Source organism: Phenylobacterium sp. (assembly GCF_030679875.1).
In the GTDB taxonomy this organism is placed as follows: domain Bacteria; phylum Pseudomonadota; class Alphaproteobacteria; order Caulobacterales; family Caulobacteraceae; genus Phenylobacterium.
In genome coordinates this window covers 97139-113208 of sequence record NZ_JAUXSP010000021.1, presented here as the reverse complement: position 1 = coordinate 113208, position 16070 = coordinate 97139, and the positions used below count along the sequence as shown (strand labels likewise).

Here is a 16070-nt window from a genome sequence, read left to right as displayed (position 1 = left end):
GTCTGAGTCCTGGCCGCCCAGCCGGGGATCGCCCCGGTCGGCTCGACGGAATCATGGGATAAGGGGTCCCCTCAAATGGCACAGTCGGCGTTGAAACTCGTGGGACGTGAAGAAGGCGATAAGCAGCGCGCGCTCGAGGCGGCGCTGTCTCAGATTGATCGGGCCTTTGGTAAGGGCTCCGTGATGAAGCTGGGGGACAAGGGCAAGATCGTCGAGATCGAGTCCTTTTCCACCGGCTCGCTCGGGCTGGACCTGGCGCTCGGGATCGGCGGCCTGCCCAAGGGGCGGATCGTTGAGATCTATGGCCCGGAGAGCTCCGGCAAGACCACCCTGGCCCTGCACGTGGTGGCCGAGGTCCAGAAGGGCGGCGGCACGGCCGCCTTTGTGGACGCCGAGCACGCGCTTGATCCGTCCTACGCCCACAAGCTCGGCGTGAACCTGGACGACCTCCTGGTCTCCCAGCCTGACACGGGCGAGCAGGCGCTCGAAATTACCGACACCCTGGTGCGGTCCGGCGCCGTCGACGTGATCGTCATCGACTCGGTGGCCGCCTTGACGCCCCGGGCCGAGATCGAAGGTGAGATGGGCGACAGCCTGCCAGGCCTCCAGGCCCGACTGATGAGCCAGGCCTTGCGCAAGCTCACCGGCTCCATCTCCAAGACCAAGACCCTGGTCATCTTCATCAACCAGATCCGGATGAAGATCGGCGTCATGTATGGCAGTCCGGAGACCACCACCGGGGGCAATGCGCTGAAGTTCTACGCCTCTGTTCGCCTGGACATTCGCCGTACCGGCTCGGTCAAGCAGCGGGACGAGATCGTCGGCAACAATGTCCGGGTCAAAGTCGTGAAGAACAAGGTGGCCCCCCCGTTCCGGGAGGTCGAGTTCGACATCATGTACGGCGAGGGCATCTCCAAGCTGGGCGAGATCATCGATCTGGGGGTCAAGGCCGGCGTGGTCGAGAAGTCCGGCTCCTGGTTCTCGTTCAACAGCCAGCGCATCGGCCAGGGCCGCGACAATGTGCGGGAGTTCCTCAAGGCCAACCGCGACGTGGCCGACGAGATCGAGAAGGCGGTGCGCGGCGCCACCTCCAAGATCGAGGAAGAACTGCTGGTGGGGGCCCCTGACGAGCCCGACGACTGATCACTGCGGGCCGAACCGAATCTCCGCAGATGGCGTCGTGACCGCCCGGGCCGGACGCCCCCCGCCGATTAGCGTTCGGTTCGCTCCTGGACCCCAACGCGGCGCCTCGTCTGCGGAGGAGGACGCCCTGGCCCGCCGCCAGGGCGTCCTTTTTCTTTGCGCTCAGCGGCAAGTCTCGTAAACGACCGGCAAATTCCCCTGCGCGGCCAGCCGCGCGAGCCTTATATGCAAGCCATGTCCAGCCTGAACCAGATCCGCAGCACGTTCATCGACTTCTTCAAGGGGCGCGATCACCTGGTGATCCCGTCGGCGCCCCTGGTGCCGCAGAACGACCCGACGCTGATGTTCGTCAATGCCGGCATGGTGCCGTTCAAGAACTACTTCACAGGCGCCGAGACACCCCCGGCGCCTCGGGCGGTCTCCGTCCAGAAGTGCGTCCGGGCCGGCGGCAAGCACAACGACCTGGACAATGTCGGCTATACCGGCCGCCATCAGACCTTCTTCGAGATGCTCGGGAACTTCTCCTTCGGCGACTATTTCAAGGAAGGCGCGATCGAGCTCGCCTGGGAGCTGATGACCAAGGACATTGGTCTGGACCCGGCGCGCCTGATGGTCACCATCGCGCCGGATGATGAGGACGCTGCCAGTCTGTGGCGCAAGATCGCGGGCCTGCCGGACTCCAGGATCGTTCGACTGGAAGAGAACTTCTGGTCCATGGGCGATACCGGCCCCTGCGGCACCAATACCGAGATCTTCTATGACCACGGCGATCATGTCGCCGGCGGCCCGCCCGGCAGCCCCGATGAGGATGGCGACCGGTTCGTGGAGATCTGGAACCTCGTCTTCATGCGCTGGGAGCAGTTCGCCGACGGGTCACGCAAGGATCTGCCCAAGCCGCAGATTGACACCGGCATGGGCCTGGAGCGGATCACCACCGTCCTGCAGGGGGTGCATTCCAACTACGACACCGACATGTTCAAGGCGCTGATCGCCGCCAGCGAAGAGGCCACGGGCGTCAAGGCCCAAGGGGAGGCGCGGTTCTCCCACCAGGTGATCGTCGACCACCTGCGCTCCACCAGCTTCCTGATCGCAGACGGCGTGTCGCCCTCCAACGAAGGTCGGGGCTATGTGCTGCGGCGGATCATGCGCCGGGCCATGCGCCACGCCCATCTTCTGGGGGCCGCCGAGCCCCTGATGCATCGCCTCACCCCGGCCCTGGTCGGTCAGATGGGCGAGGCCTATCCCGAACTGCGCCGGGCCGAGCCGGTGATCGCCGAGACCCTGCGCCAGGAAGAGGAGCGGTTCCGCCGCACCCTCGGTCGGGGGATGAGCCTGCTTGAGGAGGCCACCGCCCTGGTCGGATCAGGCGGCGTCCTGCCTGGCGAGACGGCTTTCAAACTCTATGACACCTATGGCTTTCCCCTCGATCTGACCCAGGACGCCGTGCGCGCGCTTGGTATGAGTGTCGATCTCGACGGCTTCGACGTGGCCATGAAGCGCCAGAAGGATCAGGCCCGTGACGCCTGGACCGGATCTGGCCAGGCCGCGGCGGCCGGCGAATGGTTCGCCATGCGCGAACGCCTGGGCCCCACCGACTTCATCGGTCACGACCAGGGCGAAACGACAGCCGAGCTGCTGGTCCTGATGGCCGACGGCGCGGAGGTCTCAAAGGCCGGGCCCGGACAGACGATCCAGGTCCTGTTTGACCGCACCCCCTTCTACGGGGAGAGCGGTGGCCAGGCCGGGGACACCGGCGAAGTGGAATGGGATGGCGGCCGTGGACGGGTGATCGACACCCAGAAGCAGGCGGGCGATCTGCATGTGCATGTGATCGAGGTCGAGTCTGGCGACCTGACGCCGGGCGCCCGGGTGCGTCTGGCCCTCGACGCCGATCGGCGCACCACGACGCGGGCCAACCACTCGGCCACCCACCTGCTTCATGCCGCCCTGCGCAATGTCCTGGGCCCGCATGTCAGCCAGAAGGGCCAGATGGTCGATGGGGAGCGGATTCGGTTCGACTTCAGCCATGGCCAGCCGCTGACCCTGGACGAGATCGACCGGATGGAGGCGGAGGTGAACGCGGTCATCCGCCAGAACCTGCCCGCCGAGACCAAGAACATGGCCCCCGAAGAGGCGATCGAAGCCGGCGCCATGGCCCTGTTTGGTGAAAAATACGGGGATGTTGTGCGGGTCCTGACCCTTGGCCGCGCCCTTGGCGGCGAGGGGGCCTATTCCGTGGAGCTGTGCGGCGGCACCCATGTGGCCCGCACCGGCGACATCGCCCTGTTCAAGATCGTCTCGGAGAGCGGCGTGGCCGCCGGCGTGCGGCGGATCGAGGCCCTGACCGGTGAGGCTGCCCGCCGCTGGCTGCTGGATCAGGCCCTGGTTTCGCGCCAGCTGGCCGAGCAGTTCAAGACGCCGGTGTCGGAGGTCCTGGGCCGGGTTGAGGCTCTGGAGGCCCAGCGCCGCAAGCTCGAAAAGGAGCTGGCTGACGCCAAGCGCCAGCTGGCCATGGGCGGCGGCGGGGCGGCCCAGGCTGGCCCCGAAGAGATCGGCGGGGTTCAGGTCCTGGCCCGGATCATGGACGGGGTCGGCGGCAAGGACCTGCGGCCCATCGCCGAAGAATTCAAGAAGCAGATCCCCGATGGGATTATCGCTCTGGTGGGGGTGGCCGAGGGTAAGGCCGCCGTCACCGTGGCGGTGACCGGCGCGGCCAAGGATCGCTTCAACGCCGCTGATCTCGCCAAGGCGGCAGTCCTGGCCATGGGCGGCCAGGGCGCAGGCGGCCGGCCGGACTTCGCCCAGGGCGGCGCTCCAGACGGGGCCCGGGCCGACGAAGGGCTGGCGGCCCTGAAGGCCGCCATCACAGGCTAGGTTCGAGACGAGGCCGGCCCGTCTTTCAGGTCGACCTCGTCACCGTGTCCCCGTGGCCTCATCCAGGCGGGGTGCGGACGCAGGCCAGCTTGTTGCCCTGGGGGTCGCGGACATAGGCGGCGTACCAGCCTTCACCATACTGCGGGCGCAAGCCGGGCGGGCCCTCGCAGGCGCCGCCCTGCGCCAGGGCCGCGGCATGGAAGGCGTCCACCACGTCGGGGGTCGGGGCATAGAAGCCGATCATCACCCCGTTGCCGGCCTGGGCCGGGGCGCCATCGAAGGGCTTGCACACCCAGATGGTCTGGCCGCCGGGATCGTCCTCCCGTCCATAGCCGGTCCAGTTCTCGAATTCATGCAGGCGGCGCAGGCCAAGCGGCGCCAGGGTCGCGTCATAAAAGGCCTGGGCTGCAGCCAGGTCCTCGGCGCCCAGCGTCACATATCCCAGGCCAGGCAAGGTGGTCATGGCGGTCTCTCCCATCGGCGGCCCAACGCCGCAGGAGAGAACATAACAGGAACATTCTAGGCGAGGAAGTGGGCGATCAGGGACAGGGTCACCGCGCTGAGCACCGTGCCGGCGATCACCGCCTCGGCCGCGCCACGGGCGAAGATCCCCATGTTCCGCGTCTGGATGAAGACATTGACCGCCGTGGGGCAGGCCGCCAGCAGGGTGGCTGTCGCCCGCAGGTCCGGCGCCACACCCGCCGCCCCCAGGACCAGCCAGACCAGCAGGGGGGCGAGCGCGAGCTTGATGGTCAAGGCGAGGGCCAGCGGGCCCCGGTCGCGCCTGCGGGGCCAGCCGCCCTCTCGCCCAATCAGACCGCCCAGGGCGATCAGGGCCACAGGGCTTGCGGTGAGGGCCAGAAGGGTGAGGCTCTGATCGACGGGGCCCGGCAGCCGTGTCCCCGTCGCCGCCAGGGCCAGGCCGCAGCCCGCCCCCAGGACGGTGGGGTTGGCCAGCACGCGGCGTAGGGCGGCGGCCAGGCCCACGGCGGCCGTCCCGGTCTGCAGGATGGCCACGGCCAGACCCATCAGCAGTATGAAGTCGATGGCCACCAGGGCGGCGGCCTGAGGGCGGACGGCTTCGCCCAGTACGGCGACAGCCAGGGGCGCGCCGAGAAATGCGGTGTTGCCGAGGCTAGCCACCATGGGCAGCCCCGCAGCGGTCTCCTTAGGCAGGCCCAGCCGGCGCGCCGTGGCCCAGGCGCCGAGGAGGATCAGGGTCATGGTCGAGCCGTAGAGGCCCAGGGCCAGGGCCTGGCTGGCGTCCGGCGGCGGCGCATCCCCAAGCCAGCGGATCAGCAGGGCCGGGAACCCGACCCAGAAGGTGTAGGCCGACAGCCAGCCGCCGAGGCGCGGGCCGAGCAGGCCCGTGCGGCCGGCCACGGCGCCCAGGGCGATGATCGCGAAGAACGGCGCAATGCGCGCAATCAGGTCCAATAGGCGTCCGGGAGTGGGCTAGAGGCTGTCGTTGGCCGGCAGCCGCACATGCACCAGTTTCCACTGGAAGAGGTCGGTGCGTTGAAAGGTGAGAACGGTGACGTCCCCGGCCTGGCCGGGCGGCCGGACGGCGAACCGGACCCGGTCGACCCCCCAGAACCGCAGGGCGGGCCAGGGTTCGGAGAGGGTCTCGATGATCCGCGCCAGCCCCTGGGGAGGCGGCGGCTCGGGTGGCGCCGCGCCCGGAGCATAGCCGCGGGTCAGATCATACAGGCCCGCTGGCGTCAGATAGGGCTCAAGCCTGGCGGGGGCCGGCGTCAGGGGCGCCAGGGGCTCGGCGAACGGTTCCAAGGCCCGGCGCATGGCGCCCAGCGGATCACGCCAGATGTCGGCGGCCGTCTCATCGCTTTCCAGAGGCGCGCGGTTGGGCTCGTGCACCTGGTCCCGGAGACTGGCGCGCACGGCCCGGAGGTCGACCATTTCGGCCAGGCCCGCCACGTCCTGGTCGCGGGCATTGGCTTTCAGCGCCCGGAAGGCGAACCAAGGCGCCAGGGCGAAGGCCAGGCCAAACAAGACCAGGCAGAGAACGAAGATCTTAAATAGCTCGCGTCTGACCATGGGCTGGTCGGGTCCCCTCGGCCAAGCTTCGCCGGTTGCGACGCAGGATTAACACGGCTGGAGCGCGCCCACCATTTTCCTCGCCTGAGAGGCGCGGCGGCGCTCCAGACCCCAGAGACTGTTCGCGTTTCGCCCGGAACCCACTCTGGGGACCCTAAGCTTGTCTTGGGAGCCTAAGCTTGGCCAGCGCGTTCATCCGTCCATGGGGGCTCGTCTTCACAAGCTGGCGCATGATCTGCGCACGACGTTCTGGCTGGTTCCGGCCGTCCTGGTGACCCTGGGCGTCCTCGCGGCCTTCTGGGCGGTCAGCGCCGAAGGCGCCGACTGGATCCCTGATCCTCTGATGTCGCTGCTGTATGAAGGCGGCGAGAGCGGCGCGCGGACCCTGCTGGGCGCCATCGCCACCTCGACCATCGGCGTCACGGGGACCCTGTTCTCCATCACCATCGCGGCCCTGACCCTGGCCTCGAGCCAGATGGGCCCCCGCCTGCTCGACAACTTCACCCGGGATCGGGGCAATCAGGTGGTGCTGGGCGTGTTCCTCGGCACCTTCGCCTATTGCCTGGTGGTTCTAAGGCAGGTGCGCGGCGGTGAGGATGACCTGTTCGTGCCCCGCCTGGCCCTGGCCGGCGCCATGCTGCTCGGCGGCGTCTGCGTCGCGCTGCTGGTCTACTACGTCCACCACATGTCCAGCCGGATCAATATCGATACGGTGATCGATCTGGTGCGGCGGGACTTCTTCGCCGCCCTGGACGCCCAGACTGAGCCCGCGCCAACCGAATCCCGCCTGGGACCCGGCGCCATCGATCTCGACTGGGACAATGCCTGTCCCGTCCTGGACACTCGGAACGGCTACCTGCAGCAGCTGGAGACCGAGGACCTGGCGCAGTGGGCTCTGGCCAAGGGGGCGCGGATCCGTCTGCTCGTGCGGCCCGGAGACTTCATCATGGCCGGCGGCTGCGTGGCCCAGGTCTGGCCGCCGGAAGTCGAGGGCGCGCAGGACGCCGTGATCGGCGCGACAGCGCTTAGCGCCCGACGGACCTCAGGCGCCGATCTCGAATACAGCGCCCGCCAATTGGTGGAGGTGGCGGTCCGCGCCCTGTCGCCGGGGATCAATGATCCCATGACCGCCATCGCCGTGCTGGACCAGCTGGGGTCGGCCCTGTGTCGGGTGGCCAACCGGACCTTTGTCTCAGGTGTTACGGTTCGGGATGGCCGCGTCATCCTCGTGCGCCCCGTCAGCGACTATGCCGGGCTTGTGGACGTCAGCTTTGACATGATCCGGCAGAGCGGCGCTGGGGCTCCCTCCGTGCTGATCCGAATGCTGGAGATTCTGGCCCTGGTCGCAGAGCAGGAGCGGGACGCCGATCGCCTGGCCGTCCTCGTGACTCATGCGGACAAGATCATGTCAGACGGCAGCAAGGCCTTCGCCAACGACAAGGACCTGCAGGACCTGCATCAGCGCCACCGGGCTCTCGGGCGCGTCGTCGCTCATGGGGGCCCGGCGCGCCGCACCGGACCCTAGTCTCAAAAGCGCGGGCTCAGGCCTTAAGCGGCCAGGGCCTTTTCGAGGTTGGCGGCCACCTTGTCGATGAAGCCTTCCGTGGTCAGCCAGCCCTGGGTGTCGCCCACCAGCAGGGCGAGGTCCTTGGTCATCGAACCGCTTTCCACGGTGGAGACGCAGACTTCTTCCAGGGTCTTGGCGTACTTGGCCAGGGCTTCATTGCCGTCCAGCTTGGCCCGGTGCTCCAGGCCGCGGGTCCAGGCGAAGATCGAGGCGATGGAGTTGGTCGAGGTGCTCTCGCCGCGCTGATGCTGGCGATAGTGGCGGGTGACCGTGCCGTGGGCGGCCTCGGCCTCCAGGGTCTTGCCATCGGGAGTGATCAGCACCGAGGTCATCAGCCCCAGCGAGCCGAAGCCCTGGGCCACCTGGTCGGACTGAACGTCGCCATCATAGTTCTTGGCCGCCCAGATGAAGCCGCCGGACCACTTCAGGGCCGAGGCGACCATGTCGTCGATCAGGCGATGCTCGTAGACGATGCCGGCGGCCTTGTACTTCTCGGCGTACTTGGCTTCGAAAACCTCGGCGAAGATGTCTTTGAAGCGGCCGTCATAGGCCTTGAGGATGGTGTTCTTGGTGGAGAGATAGACCGGGTATTTGCGGTCCAGGCCATAGGCCAGGCAGGCCTCGGCGAACTCGCGGATCGAGTCGTCCAGATTGTACATGGCCATGGCCACGCCCGAGCCCGGATAGTTGAACACTTCGCGCTCGATGACGTCGCCGCTCTCGCCTTCCCAGCGAATGGTCATCTTGCCCTTGCCGGGCACCAGGAAGTCGGTGGCCCGGTACTGGTCGCCATAGGCGTGGCGGCCGACGATGATCGGCTGGGTCCAGCCGGGGATCAGGCGCGGGACGTTCTTGCAGATGATCGGCTCACGGAAAACCACGCCGCCGAGAATGTTGCGGATGGTGCCGTTGGGCGAACGCCACATCTGCTTGAGGCCGAACTCCTCAACCCGGGCTTCGTCCGGGGTGATGGTGGCGCACTTGATGCCGACGCCATACTTCTGGATGGCCTCGGCGGCCTCGACGGTGACCTTGTCGTCGGTCTTGTCCCGATACTCGATGCCCAGATCGTAATAGGCGATGTCGAGGTCGAGATGGGGGAAGATGAGCTTGTCCTTGATCATCTTCCAGATGATCCGGGTCATCTCGTCCCCGTCGATATCGACGACGGGATTGGCGACTTTGATCTTGGCCATAGGCGAGGCGCGCTCCGTGGCGGAATTGAGGGGTTGAGGCCGTATACAAGGCCTGCGCCGGGGCGCAAAGCCAGGATGGACGCAATCTTGCGCGACACGGGATCGTCATCGCGTTTCAGTCGTTAGGTCTCCGTGGAAACCCCCGCCACCCGTAACGCCCTTGTAGGGGCACCCGTTCTGCTGCTTGTCGCCGAGCCATGGGACTTTCTGTCCTCCCATGGGCGAGGCCGCCTTCAGGGACACATCAGCGATTTCCGCCACTTCGGCCCTGACGGTGGGCAGGAGCTGTTCATTGCGGTCTCGACGCTCCTGGTGGACGGTCAGGCAGTCGACAGCCTTCGCGCTACGCCCCTGCACCCGAGTGGGGGCGACCTGCTCCAATCTCTCCTTGAGCGCCGTTCAGCCGCTGTTCGCGTCTTCGGACCGCTGGGAAGCGCTGTTCGTCTGGTGGCGGCGATTCGCCGTCTAGGCCCTGGACGGCCGGGGGCGGGTCCCTAGCGGACGGCTTTGGTCACGGCCCGGGCGACGTCGGCGATCACCGCCTCGCGCTCGGCTTCGGACTTGGTGGAGCCGGACAGGAAGACCGCGACCACATACCGCCGGCCGTCAGCCAGGGTGATCAGGCCGATGTCGTTGGTCGCCGGATTGAGCCCGAGGTCAGTCCGCGCGGTTCCGGTCTTGTGGGCCAGCCGCGCATCGTCGGGCAGTCCTGCCGCCAGGCGATTGGCCCCCGTGGGGGTCTCCTCCATGATTTGCAGCAAGCGCGCGGTAGACGCCTCCGAGAGCAACTCCCCCCGCGCCAGCTTGGCCAGGAAAAGAAGCGCGTCCCGGGGCGAGGTGGTGTCGCGGGGGTCATTCAGATAGCGGGCGGTCGCGGTGCGGCGGGTTTCGGCCGGGGTCGCAGCGAGAACCTCGCCATAGGCCGCCTCGCTCTTCCAGGCCGGGCGAAACGAGCCCATGCCGGAAATCTCCGGTTGGAGCTGTCGCTCATACCGGTCGACCCGCATGTGGTCGATCCCATGCCCGCGCAGCCAGGCGGTGACGGCGCCGGGCCCGCCAATCCTGCGCATCAACAGATCGGCGGCGGTATTGTCGCTTGCGCCCGTGCTGAGGGTGAGAAGATCGGCGATCGTATAGTCCCGCCGGCCGGGATAGGCCGCGGCCACCGCACTGAATGGCGGCGACAGATCAGCGTCGTTGAGGGTCACGGTCTCATCCAGGGACAGGCGGCCGGCGTCGACCTCCGCCAGAACCGCGGCGGCCAGGGGCGCCTTGAAGACACTCTGCATGGGGAAGCGGTCACTGCCGTTGATCGCCCACAGCTCGCCATTCTCCAGGTTCATCATGGCCACCCCCAGCCGGGCCGGCGCGGTGCGGGCGAGCAGTTCGGCGCCCACCTCATCCAGGCGCTCGGCGTCGAGGGGCGGTGTGGTGGAAACGGTTTGCGGCATGCCAGGATCGCACGCCCCGACCAGGGCAACAGCGGCCAGCAGGAGGAGGTGACGCATAGGGAATTACTCCGGAGGCCGCGAAAGGCTTGCGCGGCACGTCCCATAGGAACGAAAACGCCCGCATGACTGTAAGTTCCGCCCCTGCGCCTACCATTATCCTGTCCGCCCCCCAACTGGCCGAGAACATTGGGGCCGTGGCCCGGGTGATGGCCAATTTCGGCCTGGAGGAGCTGCGACTGGTCAATCCTCGAGATGGCTGGCCGCAGGACCGCGCCTGGGCCTCGGCGTCGGGCGCCGACTGGCCGCTGGATGGGGCGCGGGTGTTCTCAAGCGTGGCGGAAGCCGCAGCTGACCTGAAGGTGGTGTTCGCCACCACCGCCCGGCCACGGGAGCTGCAGCTACCCGTGATGACCCCACGGGAGGCGGCCGGCGAGCTCGCAGGCCGTGTGGCGGCCGGCCAGAAGGTGGGCCTGCTGTTCGGCGCCGAGCGGGCGGGGTTGGAGACGGCCGACGTGGCCCTGTGCCAGGCGGTGGTGACCGTACCAGTGGACCCGCGGTTCCATTCCCTCAATCTCGCCCAGGCCGTGGCCCTCACAGCCTACGAATGGCGCCTGACTCAGGCCGCAGGCCCGCCGCCCAAATTCCGCGATGGACCTGAGCCGGCCGATCATGCGGCGATGATGGGGCTCTATGGGCATCTGGAAGCCGAGCTGGACGCTGCGGGTTTTTTCCACCCCCCGGAAAAGCGGCCCTCCATGATCCAGAACCTGCGCTCAGCCCTCGGCCGCGCCAGCTTTAGCGACCAGGAGGTGCGGACCTTCCGGGGCGTGGTGACGGCGCTGTCGCGAGGTCGTGGCCGGGTGCTGGACAAGCTCGCCCGCCAGAAGGCCGAGCGGGAGGCAGGCGGCGGGACGGCTGACCCCGAGACTTGACGCAGAGCCGCCGACCGATCTCATAGGAGATCAATGATAACCTAACGGCGGTCGGGGAGAGCGCAGTGTCGGGACCAGACTTGAAGACGGCGGCGATGAAGGCGTGGCTCTACGGCCTGCCGTTGATCGAGATCGCCGCCACCCGGGCCAGGGGTCTGTCGTTCGGCCAGAGCCTGAACACCATCGGCCATGTACGGGCCCTGGCGACCCCCAAGCATCGGGCGGTCACCACCCCCAACAATGACACCCTCTATTCCTCGGCGCAGCTGGACCTGTCTCAGGGGCCGGTGACCCTGAGCCTGCCGGCCACGGGCGACCGCTATTTCTCCCTGGCGCTGATGGACGCCTATTCCAACAATTTCGCCATCCTGGGGACGCGGACCACCGGACCCAACGGTGGAACTTTCACGCTCGTCGGCCCCCACGCAGCGGCCGACGCCCATGTGGTGCGATCGCCCACCAACCATGTCTGGGCCCTGGCGCGGATCGTGGTCTATAGCACGGCCGATCTTGAGGCTGCCCGGCAGGTGCAATCGGGCCTGTCGATCCAGGGTCCTGCCGCCCCAACGCCGCCGCCAGCGGTTAAGCGCAGCGCGCCTTGGCAGGACTATTTTGCGGCCCTGTCGGCCCTGATGGCGGCCAACCCGCCGCCGGTGACCGATCGCGCGCTGCTCGAGGAGATTGCGCCGCTGGGGCTTGAGTCCGGCTTTGACGCCAGCCGGTTCTCGACCGAGGAGGCCGCCGAAATCGAGGCGGGCCTCGCCGAAGCAAGGGTTGCCGTCCGCCGGGGCGGATTAACTGGGGACCATTTTGTCGAGGGCTGGTCCTATCCCAGCGCCTCCCTGGGGGACTTTGGCCAGAACTATCCCTACCGGGCCGCCGTAGCCCTGGGGGGGCTCGCCGCCCTCCCGCCAGTGGAGGCGCTCTACATGCGCGCCCGGGGCGATCAGCCCCGCGGGCTCTATGACGGCCTGAAATCCTACCGGCTGCACTTCCCCGCCGGGCGCCTGCCGCCGGTGAACTCCTTCTGGTCGCTTAGCCTCTATGAGGCGACCGATGAGGGGCAGTTCTTCTTCGCCGACAATCGCCTGGACCGGTACGCGATCGGCGACCGCACCGAGGGCCTGGCCTATAACGAAGACGGCTCCCTGGACATCTGGATCGGCAGCCAGAGCCCGGGCGAGGGTCGTGAGGCCAACTGGCTGCCGGCGCCCTCCGGCCCCTTTGCGCTCTTCATGCGGGCCTATCTGCCCAAGGCCGAACTGCTGGACGGCGCCTATCGCCTGCCGCCGGTCGAGGCTGTGGACTAGCCTGCAAGAATTCGCAGCTGGCAATTCTGGCTGCGCTCGAACGGCGCGCAAACTTTGGGTTGGCTCCCAACGCCACCTTCGCGCGTTGGCTGGATCATGACCCTTCGCGCCCTTTCCCTTCGCGACCTGGACGGGGCTTCTGAGCCCCATCTGCGCAGCCTGCTCGAGTTCCTGCATGGGGTGGGGCACCACTTCGTACCGCCCTCGCCAGCGACGCACCGCCGTGTCCTGCAGCGCGACCCTGAACGGGAAGCAAGGACCCTGCGCGACGTATTCGGATGGAGCCTCGCCTTTTCGCCCGACCTCCTTCCTGGCCGGTTGCTTGACGTTCTGAGGCGGGGAGGCCTGCTCGCGGAGGAAGAGGGGCGTCTCCGGAGTCGGGTTCGCGTCGCCTCGCTGGAGGGAAATCTCTTCCTCCACTCGGCCTTTCCTACGACCGAGGCGGACGCCGTTTTCTTCGGTCCAGACACCTACCGCTTCGCCTCATTCCTCAGGGAGGAACTCGCAGGCGCTCCGGCTGCAGGTGGGGTTTTGGTCGATATCGGGACCGGGTCGGGGGCCGGCGCCGTTGTCGCCTGCGACCTGGTCCGGCCGGCGCGCGCGATCCTCACAGACATCAACCCGGCAGCCCTGAGCCTGGCGCGAGTTAACACCAGTCAGGCCCAGTGCGAGGTGGAGTTGGTGCTGGGCGAGGGCCTTGAGGGCGTCGAAGGCTCCCTCGACGTCGTCATCGCCAATCCGCCCTTTATCGCGGGCGATGAAGGGCGCCCCTATCGCGACGGCGGGGATTTGCATGGCGCGCGGATTTCGCTCGACTGGGCCAGGGCGGCTGTAGACAGGCTCGCGCCGGACGGCAGGCTTCTCCTCTATACGGGCAGCGCCATCGTGAATGGCGTGGATCGATTTCGTCGAGCCGTGGAGGCGATGCTGGCCCCCGGACCCTTTGATGTGGGGTATCGGGAGCTAGATCCCGACATCTTTGGGGAACAACTGAGCGACCCGGCCTATGCCGATGTGGAGCGCATCGCGGCGGTTGGGCTGACCGTGCGTCGGCGCGGGAACGCCGCCTGACATTGGGCGGCTCGCCGGAGGGGGAGCGCCACGGGCGCCGCTTGGTCAGCGTCCTGCCTCCCTAATTCGTCTCCGGCTGCGGGCCCTGCGCTGGCGAGGCGCGCGCCGGGCAGCCGTAGCTGACGGCGAAGGTTTCCGGACCTGTCGGCGTCTGTACGGTGACCGGGCCGTCCGGCGGGGGGGCGGCGTCCTGGGCGCATATGCGCAGGGCTCGTGGCCCACTCCAGACAATCTCCATGCCGCGCACCGGGCTCAGGGTGGCCAGGGCGCTCTCGGCGCCGCTCGCGTGGCGAAGGGAGACCTCGGCGGCGAGGCTCGGCCGCAGGGTCAGGCCGCCGCCGGCGAAGCTCACCTCCAGATGGAACTGGCCGTCGGGGCTTGGAACCTCCATGTCCGCCGGCGTGGCGACCAGGCAGCCTGATAGCAGGACTGAGGTCAGGCCAAGCGCGAGGGCTGTACGTCGAGAACCTGTGATCATCTGCTGCAAATGAGCGAGGGGCTGGCAAGGTTGCAGCCAAGCCATGGCCTAGCCCATGATCGGCGGGACGCCCGCCAGAGGCGATGCAGAGCGACGCCGGGGTGTTCGCCCCAGGCCCGCACTAGGAGGATATGATGACTGACGCCGCACCCTCACGCCGCGCTCTGATGGCCGGAGGCGTGGGCTTGGCGGCCCTGGCCGCCCAATCCGCCGCCGCCGCGGACCTGAAGACCCCGCCCGTCGGGGCGACGTCCATGGCGCGGAATGGCCGCTTCTCCGGAAAGGTCGTGCTGGTCACCGGGGCTACCTCCGGCATTGGCCGGGCCACGGCCAAGGCCTTTGCGCTGGAAGGGGCCCAGGTGATGTTCTGCGGGCGCCGTGAGGCGCTGGGCCGGGAAGTTGCGGCCGAGATCACGGCTGCAGGCGGTCAGGCGGTCTATCGTCGTGCTGACGTACGGGTGGAGGCCGATGTCTCAGGCCTCGTCGCGGCCTGCGTCGAGGCGTTCGGCGGCCTGGACATCGCCTTCAACAATGCGGGGATCGCCGGGCGGTCAGGCGACATGGGGCCGCAATTCGACTGGGCCGTGCACAACGACATCATGGCCACCAACCTGGAAGGCGTGGTCCGCTGCATCAACCATCAGGCGCCGGCGCTGAAGGCTCGGGGCGGCGGGTCGATCATCAACACAGCCTCGGTCCTGGGCTATGTGGGCTCGGGGCCGGTCATGTCCTACGCCCTGTCCAAGGCTGGCGTGCTGAGCCTGACCCGCTCGGCCGCCCTGCAACTGGCCAGCGACAATATCCGCGTCAACGCTGTCTCGCCTGGCCCCATCGACACCCCGATGATGGGGGGCGGCGCCGCCCAGGCTTCCGGGGCCCGAACGCCAGCCGGCCGGGCCGGTCAGCCCGAAGAGATCGCCCATGCGGTGATGTATCTGGCCGACAGCGCCGCCAGCTACGTCACTGGCGAAGACCTGCGGGTCGATGGGGGGGTGCGCGCCTAGTTTCCCGGCGCGCCACCCGCCTGGCGCCCTCTCTGGGCGCGAACCGCGGACGGCGTGACACCCCTAGGGTGTGACATCTTGTCTCTGTGGATAAGTTGGTCCTAGGGTCTCTCCCGGGGAGGCGATCATGCAGACCGTGGCGGTCATTTCGCGTAAGGGCGGCGCTGGCAAGTCGACTGTGGCGGTCAATCTTGCCGCGGCCCTTCGGGACGGTGGCCAAAGAGCGGTGCTGGCGGATGCTGATCCGCTGCGGTCCTCCAGCGAAGCCCTCCGCGCCCACAGCCTCGCGGTGGTCGAGACCTCGGCGTCCAAGCTCTTCGCCCTGGTGACGGCCTCACGTCGCAGCGGCTGTGATGTGCTGGTGATCGACACACCGGCCTCGCCTGAGGCTGACATTGTCGCGGCCATCAAGGTGGCGGACATCTGCCTGGTGGTGGCCCGGCCCACCTATCTGGACCTGGCTGCGGCGCTCAAGACGGTCGAACTGCTCCGCCAGCTCCGGGCGCCAGGAGTCATCGTCCTGAATCAATGCCCATCACCCCGCCAAGGCCGGGAAGCGCGGGTGGTGACTGGCGCCATTGAGGCGTTGCGATTTGCCGGCGTGCCGGTGGCGGGCGTCACCCTGCGGGTGCGTCAGGCCTATCAGGCGGCGTTGTCCTATGGCCTGGGGGTCACCGAATGGGAGCCCACGGGGCAGGCGGCTACGGAGACCCGCGCCCTGGCCGAACAGGTGCTGGGGCGCCTGCGCGGGGAGATCCAGGCGCTGCGGCCGGCCAATGATGCGGCCCGTCCGACGGCGCTTTCCACCGTTTGAGCCCAAGTCCTGCCGCGACGCACGTCCGCCTGAGGTCTTGATCAATCGCAAGGCCCCGTCCACCGTCGGACGGCTACAGTCCCGACGTCGAGCTGGCCCTGCGGGGCAGCCCGGATTTGCCTGCAGGCGCGGGCCGCCTCGCCCCCCCGGCTTTGGCTCCAGACCAGGAGGTCTT

The 16070-nt window shown here is 68.0% G+C and carries 15 protein-coding genes; 8 read left to right on the top strand and 7 right to left on the bottom strand.

What is annotated here, in order from left to right:
- Positions 1-75 precede the first annotated feature (75 nt).
- Entirely contained in the window at positions 76-1143 is a 1068-nt protein-coding gene (gene recA / locus Q8K84_RS14010) for a recombinase RecA (protein WP_305283315.1), read from the top strand.
- Positions 1144-1377: 234 nt separating this feature from the next.
- Positions 1378-4017, top strand: a complete 2640-nt coding sequence (alaS, locus tag Q8K84_RS14005; RefSeq protein ID WP_305283561.1) for an alanine--tRNA ligase — start codon at positions 1378-1380, stop codon at positions 4015-4017.
- A 58-nt stretch (positions 4018-4075) separates the two neighbouring features.
- Here alaS and Q8K84_RS14000 read toward each other — a convergent pair whose 3' ends face one another.
- From Q8K84_RS14000 to Q8K84_RS13990, 3 genes are read right to left on the bottom strand one after another with little or no spacing between them, the layout of a single operon-like run.
- A complete protein-coding gene (locus tag Q8K84_RS14000) occupies positions 4076-4480 on the bottom strand; it encodes a VOC family protein (protein ID WP_305283313.1) in 405 nt (134 codons plus the stop codon).
- Between the two features lie 56 nt (positions 4481-4536).
- Entirely contained in the window at positions 4537-5454 is a 918-nt protein-coding gene (locus tag Q8K84_RS13995) for an AEC family transporter (RefSeq protein WP_305283312.1), read from the bottom strand.
- A gap of 18 nt (positions 5455-5472) precedes the next feature.
- On the bottom strand, positions 5473-6072 hold the full coding sequence (locus tag Q8K84_RS13990; RefSeq protein WP_305283310.1) for a DUF2939 domain-containing protein: 600 nt from the start codon (positions 6070-6072) through the stop codon (positions 5473-5475).
- 202 nt (positions 6073-6274) lie between these two features.
- On the opposite strand from Q8K84_RS13990, the gene Q8K84_RS13985 reads away from it, so the two are divergent.
- Positions 6275-7597: a DUF2254 domain-containing protein gene (locus tag Q8K84_RS13985; protein ID WP_305283309.1), complete on the top strand. Its 1323-nt coding sequence runs from the start codon at positions 6275-6277 to the stop codon at positions 7595-7597.
- Between the two features lie 23 nt (positions 7598-7620).
- Here the strand turns inward: Q8K84_RS13985 and Q8K84_RS13980 are convergent, their stop codons facing one another.
- From Q8K84_RS13980 to bla, 3 genes are all read right to left on the bottom strand, one after another.
- On the bottom strand, positions 7621-8835 hold the full coding sequence (locus Q8K84_RS13980; protein ID WP_305283308.1) for an NADP-dependent isocitrate dehydrogenase: 1215 nt from the start codon (positions 8833-8835) through the stop codon (positions 7621-7623).
- Between the two features lie 105 nt (positions 8836-8940).
- A complete protein-coding gene (locus tag Q8K84_RS13975; protein WP_305283307.1) occupies positions 8941-9216 on the bottom strand; it encodes a hypothetical protein in 276 nt (91 codons plus the stop codon).
- Between the two features lie 113 nt (positions 9217-9329).
- Positions 9330-10343 carry a class A beta-lactamase gene (gene bla, locus Q8K84_RS13970; RefSeq protein ID WP_305283306.1) on the bottom strand — a complete coding sequence of 338 codons (1014 nt, stop codon included), beginning with the start codon at positions 10341-10343 and terminating at the stop codon, positions 9330-9332.
- 65 nt (positions 10344-10408) lie between these two features.
- On the opposite strand from bla, the gene Q8K84_RS13965 reads away from it, so the two are divergent.
- From Q8K84_RS13965 to Q8K84_RS13955, 3 genes are all read left to right on the top strand, one after another.
- Positions 10409-11218 carry an RNA methyltransferase gene (locus Q8K84_RS13965; protein ID WP_305283305.1) on the top strand — a complete coding sequence of 270 codons (810 nt, stop codon included), beginning with the start codon at positions 10409-10411 and terminating at the stop codon, positions 11216-11218.
- 65 nt (positions 11219-11283) lie between these two features.
- Positions 11284-12528, top strand: a complete 1245-nt coding sequence (locus Q8K84_RS13960; protein WP_305283304.1) for a DUF1254 domain-containing protein — start codon at positions 11284-11286, stop codon at positions 12526-12528.
- Positions 12529-12624: 96 nt separating this feature from the next.
- Positions 12625-13599, top strand: a complete 975-nt coding sequence (locus Q8K84_RS13955) for a methyltransferase (protein ID WP_305283302.1) — start codon at positions 12625-12627, stop codon at positions 13597-13599.
- Positions 13600-13660: 61 nt separating this feature from the next.
- Here the strand turns inward: Q8K84_RS13955 and Q8K84_RS13950 are convergent, their stop codons facing one another.
- Positions 13661-14077 carry a hypothetical protein gene (locus Q8K84_RS13950; protein WP_305283300.1) on the bottom strand — a complete coding sequence of 139 codons (417 nt, stop codon included), beginning with the start codon at positions 14075-14077 and terminating at the stop codon, positions 13661-13663.
- Positions 14078-14211: 134 nt separating this feature from the next.
- Between Q8K84_RS13950 and Q8K84_RS13945 the strand changes: the two genes are divergently transcribed.
- Together Q8K84_RS13945 and Q8K84_RS13940 are read left to right on the top strand one after the other, a co-directional pair.
- Positions 14212-15081 (top strand): SDR family NAD(P)-dependent oxidoreductase, encoded by an 870-nt coding sequence (locus Q8K84_RS13945; protein WP_305283299.1) that lies wholly within the window; start codon positions 14212-14214, stop codon positions 15079-15081.
- A 127-nt stretch (positions 15082-15208) separates the two neighbouring features.
- On the top strand, positions 15209-15895 hold the full coding sequence (locus Q8K84_RS13940; protein ID WP_305283298.1) for a ParA family protein: 687 nt from the start codon (positions 15209-15211) through the stop codon (positions 15893-15895).
- Positions 15896-16070 lie beyond the last annotated feature (175 nt).

Bases quoted from the DNA above. Each gene is read 5' to 3' on its own strand.
- recA (WP_305283315.1), top strand. From the start codon at position 76: ATGGCACAGTCGGCGTTGAAACTCGTGGGACGTGAAGAAGGCGATAAG.
- alaS (WP_305283561.1), top strand. From the start codon at position 1,378: ATGTCCAGCCTGAACCAGATCCGCAGCACGTTCATCGACTTCTTCAAG.
- Q8K84_RS14000 (WP_305283313.1), bottom strand. From the start codon at position 4,480: ATGACCACCTTGCCTGGCCTGGGATATGTGACGCTGGGCGCCGAGGAC.
- Q8K84_RS13990 (WP_305283310.1), bottom strand. From the start codon at position 6,072: ATGGTCAGACGCGAGCTATTTAAGATCTTCGTTCTCTGCCTGGTCTTG.
- Q8K84_RS13985 (WP_305283309.1), top strand. From the start codon at position 6,275: ATGGGGGCTCGTCTTCACAAGCTGGCGCATGATCTGCGCACGACGTTC.
- Q8K84_RS13980 (WP_305283308.1), bottom strand. From the start codon at position 8,835: ATGGCCAAGATCAAAGTCGCCAATCCCGTCGTCGATATCGACGGGGAC.
- bla (WP_305283306.1), bottom strand. From the start codon at position 10,343: ATGCGTCACCTCCTCCTGCTGGCCGCTGTTGCCCTGGTCGGGGCGTGC.
- Q8K84_RS13965 (WP_305283305.1), top strand. From the start codon at position 10,409: ATGACTGTAAGTTCCGCCCCTGCGCCTACCATTATCCTGTCCGCCCCC.
- Q8K84_RS13955 (WP_305283302.1), top strand. From the start codon at position 12,625: ATGACCCTTCGCGCCCTTTCCCTTCGCGACCTGGACGGGGCTTCTGAG.
- Q8K84_RS13950 (WP_305283300.1), bottom strand. From the start codon at position 14,077: ATGATCACAGGTTCTCGACGTACAGCCCTCGCGCTTGGCCTGACCTCA.
- Q8K84_RS13945 (WP_305283299.1), top strand. From the start codon at position 14,212: ATGACTGACGCCGCACCCTCACGCCGCGCTCTGATGGCCGGAGGCGTG.
- Q8K84_RS13940 (WP_305283298.1), top strand. From the start codon at position 15,209: ATGCAGACCGTGGCGGTCATTTCGCGTAAGGGCGGCGCTGGCAAGTCG.